A 6,185-nucleotide genomic window follows, 5' to 3' on the forward strand; every position below is an offset into this window, starting at 1 on the left:
AATGAGCACTGTCAATAGCGCCTCCGACGTACTGGCCGGACTGTCCAGCACCACGAAGCCGAAAGATTCCAGCAGCACCAGTTCGTCCAGCAGCTCCAGCTCCCTGGGCAAGAACGACTTCCTGCAACTGCTGGTCACCCAGCTGAACAATCAGAACCCGCTCGATCCCCAGGACAACAGCGAGTTCGTCGCCCAGCTGGCGCAGTTCAGCCAGGTCGAGGGCATGGAGAACCTGAATGCGTCCGTCAACACCATCACCAGCGGCTTCCAGTCCTCGCAGGCGCTGCAGGCCTCGTCGCTGGTCGGTCGTTCGGTGATCGCGCAAACCGACAAGGCGGTCGTGGATACCTCTACCGGCATCACCGGCGCGGTGAAGCTGCCTGAGGCCGGCACCGAAACCACCGTCAGCGTGTACGACTCCGCTGGCGCCGTGGTGAAGAAGATCAATCTCGGCGCCCAGGAGGCCGGCAACGTCACGTTCGAGTGGGACGGTACCGACACCAATGGCACGAAGCTCGCGGCCGGCACCTACACCTTCAAGGCCACCGCCACCATCGACGACACCAAGACCGCTCTTTCGACTTACCTGCCGGCCACCGTCAACAGCGTGACGCTGGGACAGGACGGCGAAGAGATGACCCTCAACCTTGCTGGGCTGGGCAGCGTGAAGCTGTCGCAAGTCCAGGTAATTGGCCAGTAAGCCGGCGCGCCGGAAGGAGAAATTCATGTCTTTCAATATCGGCCTGAGTGGCCTCAACGCCGCCAGCAAAAACCTCAACGTGACCGGCAACAACATTGCCAACGTGGGCTCCACCGGCTTCAAGGCCTCCCGCGCGGAGTTCGCCGACGTGTACGCCACCTCGATGTTCGGCTCCGGCAAGAACACCACCGGCAGCGGCGTACTCACCGCCAACGTCTCGCAGCAGTTCACCCAGGGCAACATCACCTCGACTGGTGGCAGCCTGGACCTGGCGATCAACGGCAACGGCTTCTTCGTGCTCAGCGACAATGGCTCCCGGGTCTACACCCGTAACGGCACCTTCCATTCGGACAGCGCCGGTTTCGTCATCGACAACTCGGGCAACAGGCTGCAGGGCTACGGCGTCGATGCCAGCGGCAACATCGTCAACGGGGTGATCACCGACCTGAAGATCGACACCACCAACCAGTTGCCGAAGGCCACCACCGATATCGACCAGGTCGTCGCGCTGAACTCCACCGCGGCCGTTCCTACCACCACACCGTTCAATCCGTCGGTCTCGGCGAGCTACAACTGGTCCACCTCGGTCGACGTCTACGACTCCCAGGGCAACTCGCACACCATGTCGCAGTACTTCGTGAAGAGCGATGCGAACAACTGGACCATGTACGTGACCGTCGACGGACGCAACCCGAGCAACCCGGGCGGTGACAGCGCTGCCGTAGGCGCCGCGCAGACCGCTGCCAACGCCGCCGGCTCGACGCCGGCCAGCGTGGTCGCCGCGCTGCCGGCCGGCACCGACGCCAGCGTGACCGCGGCCGCCAACGCTGCCGCTGCCGCCACCGGCGCCACTGCTGCCAGCGTCGCTTCGGCCGTGGCCGCGGCCTCCGAAGCGCTGGGCACCGCGCCCTACGCTTCGAACTTGACCTTCAATGCCTCCGGGAACCTGGTTGGCGCAACCGGCTTCGACGGTGTCGCCACGTCTCCGGCCGGCGTTCTTTCGCTGACCGACTGGGTGCCTGCGACCATCACCAACCGCAACACCAATCCGGTTACCTGGGGCAGCAACGGCGCTACGGCCAACGCCACGGGCCTGACCCTGGACATGCGCGGTTCGACCCAGACCAACACCAACTTCGCGGTGAACAGCGTGAGCCAGGACGGTTACACCACCGGTCAGCTGTCCGGCCTGGAAGTCGCCGACGACGGCAGCCTGTTCGCCACCTACACCAACGGGCAGTCCAAGGTGATCGGCCAGACCGTGCTGGCGACGTTCGCCAACATGCAGGGCCTGACGCCGGTCGGCAACACCGACTGGGCCGAGTCCTTCGCCTCCGGCGAGCCGGTGATCGGCGTACCGGGTTCGGGAACGCTGGGTACGCTGTCCTCCGGCTCGCTGGAGGACTCGAACGTCGACCTGACCGCCGAGCTGGTCAACCTGATCGTCGCCCAGCGCAACTACCAGGCGAACGCCAAGACCATCGAGACCGAGAGCACCATCTCCCAGACCATCATCCAGATGACCTGACCCCGTTCCAGGCGGCAGATAACTGCCGCCTGGTCCGTTTCAAGAAAGCCTCGTTCGAGGCTTTTTCTTTTAAAATCAGTTGCCTAAAGCGTAATTTCGTTTTTGGCATAGCGCTTGCTTTATCACTCTCGAACGATTCAATGACGGCGCTCCTCCGTCGCTTCGAGGTGATTCATGGACAAACTTCTCTACGTCGCCATGACCGGTGCCAGCCAGAACGAGATGGCCCAGCGCGCGCACGCCAACAATCTGGCGAACGTCTCGACATCCGGCTTCCGCAAGGACCTGGAGCAAGCGCGCTCCATGCAGGTCTTCGGCGAGAGCATGCCGTCGCGGGTCTACGCCATGAGCGAACGTCCAGCCACTGACTTCACCCCGGCAGCGCTGCAGGAGACCGGCCGCGATCTCGACGTCGCCATCGAAGGCGACGGCTGGATGGCCGTGCAGGCGCCCAGCGGGGGCGAGGCCTACGTGCGCACCGGCAGCCTCGAGGTCGACGCCGTCGGCATCCTGCGTACCGCCAGTGGCTTTCCGGTGCTGGGCAACGGTGGGCTGATTTCCGTACCGCCGGCGACCAAGATCGAGATCGGCCAGGACGGCAGCATCAGCATCCGCTCCCAAGGCCAAAGCGCCAACGTCATCGCCCAGGTCGACCGCCTCAAGCTGGTCAACCCGGACCAGAAGCAGATGGAGAAGGGCACCGACGGCCTGATCCACATGAAGGCCGGCCAGCCCGCGCCGGACGTGGATGCCAACGTGCGCGTGGCCTCCGGCTTCGTCGAGGCGAGCAACGTCAACGCCGCCGAGGAGATGACCTCGATCCTGGCGCTGTCCCGCCAATTCGAACTGCACATCAAGATGATGCGAACCGCCGAGGACGACTCGGCCGCCTTGGCCAAGGTTTTGCAATTCAGCTGAACAAGTGATTGAGGCGTCGAAAAACCGACGCGAGGAGAAGCCACATGCTTTCTGCACTTTGGGTCGCGAAGACCGGTCTGTCCGCCCAGGACATGAACCTGACCACCATTTCCAACAACCTGGCGAACGTCTCGACCACCGGCTTCAAGCGTGATCGCGCCGAGTTCCAGGACCTGCTCTATCAGGTTCGCCGTCAGCCGGGCGCCCAGGCGACCCAGGACAACCAGCTGCCGTCCGGCCTGCAGCTGGGTACCGGTGTGCGCATCGTCGGCACGCAGAAGAACTTCACCGAGGGCAGCCTGCAGACCACCGACCAGCCGCTCGATATGGCGGTCAACGGCGACGGCTTCTTCCAGGTGACCATGCCCGACGGCACCGTCTCCTACACCCGCGACGGCACCTTCCACCTGAACTCCGATGGCCAGGTGGTGACCGCCAACGGCTTTCCACTGGAGCCGGCGATCGTCGTTCCGCCAGAAACCCAGACCTTCACCGTCGGCGAGGACGGCACCGTTTCCGTCACCGTCGCCGGCAGCTCGACGCCGACCGTGATCGGCAACATCCAGACCGCCAACTTCATCAACCCGGCCGGCCTGCAGGCCACCGGCAACAACCTGTTCATGGAGACCGCCTCCAGCGGTGCGCCGCAGACCGGCACGCCGGGCCTCAACGGCCTCGGGACCGTCCTGCAGAACACCCTGGAAAACTCCAACGTCAGCACGGTCGAGGAACTGGTGAACATGATCACCACCCAGCGTGCCTACGAGATGAACTCCAAGGTCATTTCCACCGCCGATCAGATGCTCGGCTTCGTCACCCAGAACCTGTAATACCCGCGAGGTAGCGCTCCATGATCCGCCTTACCGTTATCGTCCCCGTGCTCGGAGCGCTTTTTCTCGCAGGATGCGTGGCCCCGGCTGCCAAGCCCAACGACCCGTACTACGCGCCGGTGATGCCGCGCACGCCGATGCCGGCCGCCGCCACCAACGGTTCGATCTACCAGCCGGGTTTCGACCAGAACCTGTACAGCGACCGCAAGGCGTTCCGCGTCGGCGACATCATCACCGTCACGCTGCAGGAACGTACCCAGGCGAGCAAGAACGCCAGCTCCGACATCTCCAAGGACAGCTCGGCCAACCTCGGCCTGACCTCGCTGTTCGGCGGCGCGGTGTCCGGGACCAATCCGCTGACCAAGAACAGCATGGACCTCAGCGCCCAGTTCTCCGGCAGCCGCGATAACAAGGGCGACTCCAAGGCCGCGCAGGGCAACAGCCTGACCGGTTCGCTGACGGTGACCATCGCCGAAGTGCTGCCCAATGGCGTGCTCGCCGTCCGCGGCGAGAAATGGCTGACGCTGAACACCGGCAACGAGCTGATGCGCATTTCCGGCCTGGTTCGCGCCGATGACATCGCCACCGACAACACCGTCGTGTCGACCCGCGTGGCCGACGCCCGCATCACCTATTCCGGCACCGGCTCGTTCGCCGATGCCAGTCAGCCGGGCTGGCTGAGCCAGTTCTTCACCAGTCCGCTGTGGCCCTTCTGAGGCGCATGATCATGTTCAAGTCGATGTTCGTCGGGATCGCTCTGCTGTTGTCCGCAACCGTCGCTCACGCCGAGCGGCTCAAGGACATCGCCAGCATCCAGGGTGTGCGCAGCAACCAGTTGATCGGTTACGGCCTGGTGGTCGGCCTCAGCGGCACGGGCGACCAGACCACGCAGACCCCGTTTACCATCCAGACCTTCAACAACATGCTCGCGCAGTTCGGCATAAAAGTGCCGCCTGGCGGCAACGTGCAGCTGAAAAACGTTGCCGCCGTCTCGATCCATGCCGACCTGCCGGCGTTCGCCAAGCCGGGCCAGACCATCGATGTGACGATCTCCTCGATCGGCAACTCGAAGAGCCTGCGCGGCGGCAGCCTGCTGATGACGCCGCTGAAGGGGATCGACGGCAACGTCTACGCGGTGGCCCAGGGCAACCTGGTGGTCGGCGGCTTCGACGCCGAGGGCCGCGACGGCTCGAAGATCACCGTCAACGTTCCGTCGGCCGGACGCATCCCCGGTGGCGCGACCGTCGAGCGGCCGGTGCCGAGCGGCTTCGACCAGGGCAACAGCCTGACGCTGAACCTCAACCGTTCGGACTTCACCACCGCGAAGCACATCGTCGACAAGATCAACGAGCTGCTTGGCCCGGACGTTGCATCAGCCATTGATGGAGGCTCTGTACGCGTCAATGCTCCGTTGGATCCGAACCAGCGCGTCGACTACATCTCGATTCTCGAGAACCTCGACATCGATCCGGGTCAGGCGGTTGCCAAGGTCATCATCAACTCGCGTACCGGCACCATTGTCATCGGCCAGAACGTCAAGGTTTCACCCGCAGCGGTGACCCATGGCAGCCTGACCGTAACCATCAGCGAAGACCCGATCGTCAGCCAACCCAACGCGCTGGCGGGCGGCGAAACGGTGGTGGTACCGAATTCGAAGATCAAGGCGGAACAGGAAGCCAAGCCGATGTTCAAGTTCGGCCCGGGTACCACGCTGGACGAGATCGTCCGTGCGGTTAACCAGGTCGGCGCGGCACCGGGCGACTTGATGGCCATCCTCGAAGCTCTGAAACAGGCCGGCGCGTTGCAGGCCGATCTGATCGTCATCTAAGCGGGGATTACAGCGATGGACTCACGCCTGGGCGGGAACTACAGCAGCAACACCGACTCGGGCTCGGTCACCGATCTGAACCGTCTCGCCGCCATGAAAGGCAAGAACCGGGACAGCGCGGAGAACGTCAAGAAAGTCGCCCAGGAGTTCGAGTCGCTGTTCCTCAGCCAGATGATGAAGTCCATGCGTTCGGCGAACGAAGTGCTGGCCGACAAGGACAGCCCGTTCTCCAGCCAGACCAGCAAGCAGTACCAGGACATGCACGACCAGCAGCTGGCGATGAACCTGTCCAAGGAGGGCGGCATCGGCCTGGCGGGCGTGCTCGAGCGCCAGCTCAGCCACACCACCAGCGGCGCCGGGCGGAAGAATCCGTTCGCCCAG

7 protein-coding genes are annotated in these 6,185 nt (G+C 64.0%); all 7 read left to right on the forward strand.

All coding sequences use genetic code 11. The annotated features are described in order from the left end of the window. Window position 1 precedes the first annotated feature (1 nt). A complete protein-coding gene (flgD, locus tag B3E91_RS07200; protein ID WP_287028877.1) occupies window positions 2–700 on the forward strand; it encodes a flagellar hook assembly protein FlgD in 699 nt (232 codons plus the stop codon). Window positions 701–725: 25 nt separating this feature from the next. Continuing rightward, window positions 726–2,228: a flagellar hook protein FlgE gene (locus tag B3E91_RS07205; protein ID WP_287028878.1), complete on the forward strand. Its 1,503-nt coding sequence runs from the start codon at window positions 726–728 to the stop codon at window positions 2,226–2,228. A 174-nt stretch (window positions 2,229–2,402) separates the two neighbouring features. Continuing rightward, complete coding sequence (gene flgF / locus B3E91_RS07210) at window positions 2,403–3,146, forward strand: flagellar basal-body rod protein FlgF (protein ID WP_090229644.1); 744 nt, start codon at window positions 2,403–2,405, stop codon at window positions 3,144–3,146. Between the two features lie 44 nt (window positions 3,147–3,190). Then, on the forward strand, window positions 3,191–3,976 hold the full coding sequence (gene flgG / locus B3E91_RS07215) for a flagellar basal-body rod protein FlgG (RefSeq protein WP_090229641.1): 786 nt from the start codon (window positions 3,191–3,193) through the stop codon (window positions 3,974–3,976). A gap of 20 nt (window positions 3,977–3,996) precedes the next feature. Next, a complete protein-coding gene (gene flgH, locus B3E91_RS07220; protein WP_287028880.1) occupies window positions 3,997–4,692 on the forward strand; it encodes a flagellar basal body L-ring protein FlgH in 696 nt (231 codons plus the stop codon). A gap of 5 nt (window positions 4,693–4,697) precedes the next feature. Then, window positions 4,698–5,804 carry a flagellar basal body P-ring protein FlgI gene (locus B3E91_RS07225; protein ID WP_376747783.1) on the forward strand — a complete coding sequence of 369 codons (1,107 nt, stop codon included), beginning with the start codon at window positions 4,698–4,700 and terminating at the stop codon, window positions 5,802–5,804. Between the two features lie 15 nt (window positions 5,805–5,819). Continuing rightward, on the forward strand, window positions 5,820–6,185 hold a 366-nt coding region (locus B3E91_RS07230; protein WP_287028881.1), incomplete at its 3' end, for a rod-binding protein.

It is taken from the genome of Pseudomonas sp. UBA6310, assembly GCF_002438225.1.
In the GTDB taxonomy this organism is placed as follows: domain Bacteria; phylum Pseudomonadota; class Gammaproteobacteria; order Pseudomonadales; family Pseudomonadaceae; genus Pseudomonas_O; species Pseudomonas_O kuykendallii.

Coding starts and splice junctions, on each gene's coding strand:
- flgD (WP_287028877.1), top strand. CDS start 2: ATGAGCACTGTCAATAGCGCCTCCGACGTACTGGCCGGACTGTCCAGC.
- flgF (WP_090229644.1), top strand. CDS start 2,403: ATGGACAAACTTCTCTACGTCGCCATGACCGGTGCCAGCCAGAACGAG.
- B3E91_RS07205 (WP_287028878.1), top strand. CDS start 726: ATGTCTTTCAATATCGGCCTGAGTGGCCTCAACGCCGCCAGCAAAAAC.
- flgG (WP_090229641.1), top strand. CDS start 3,191: ATGCTTTCTGCACTTTGGGTCGCGAAGACCGGTCTGTCCGCCCAGGAC.
- flgH (WP_287028880.1), top strand. CDS start 3,997: ATGATCCGCCTTACCGTTATCGTCCCCGTGCTCGGAGCGCTTTTTCTC.
- B3E91_RS07225 (WP_376747783.1), top strand. CDS start 4,698: ATGATCATGTTCAAGTCGATGTTCGTCGGGATCGCTCTGCTGTTGTCC.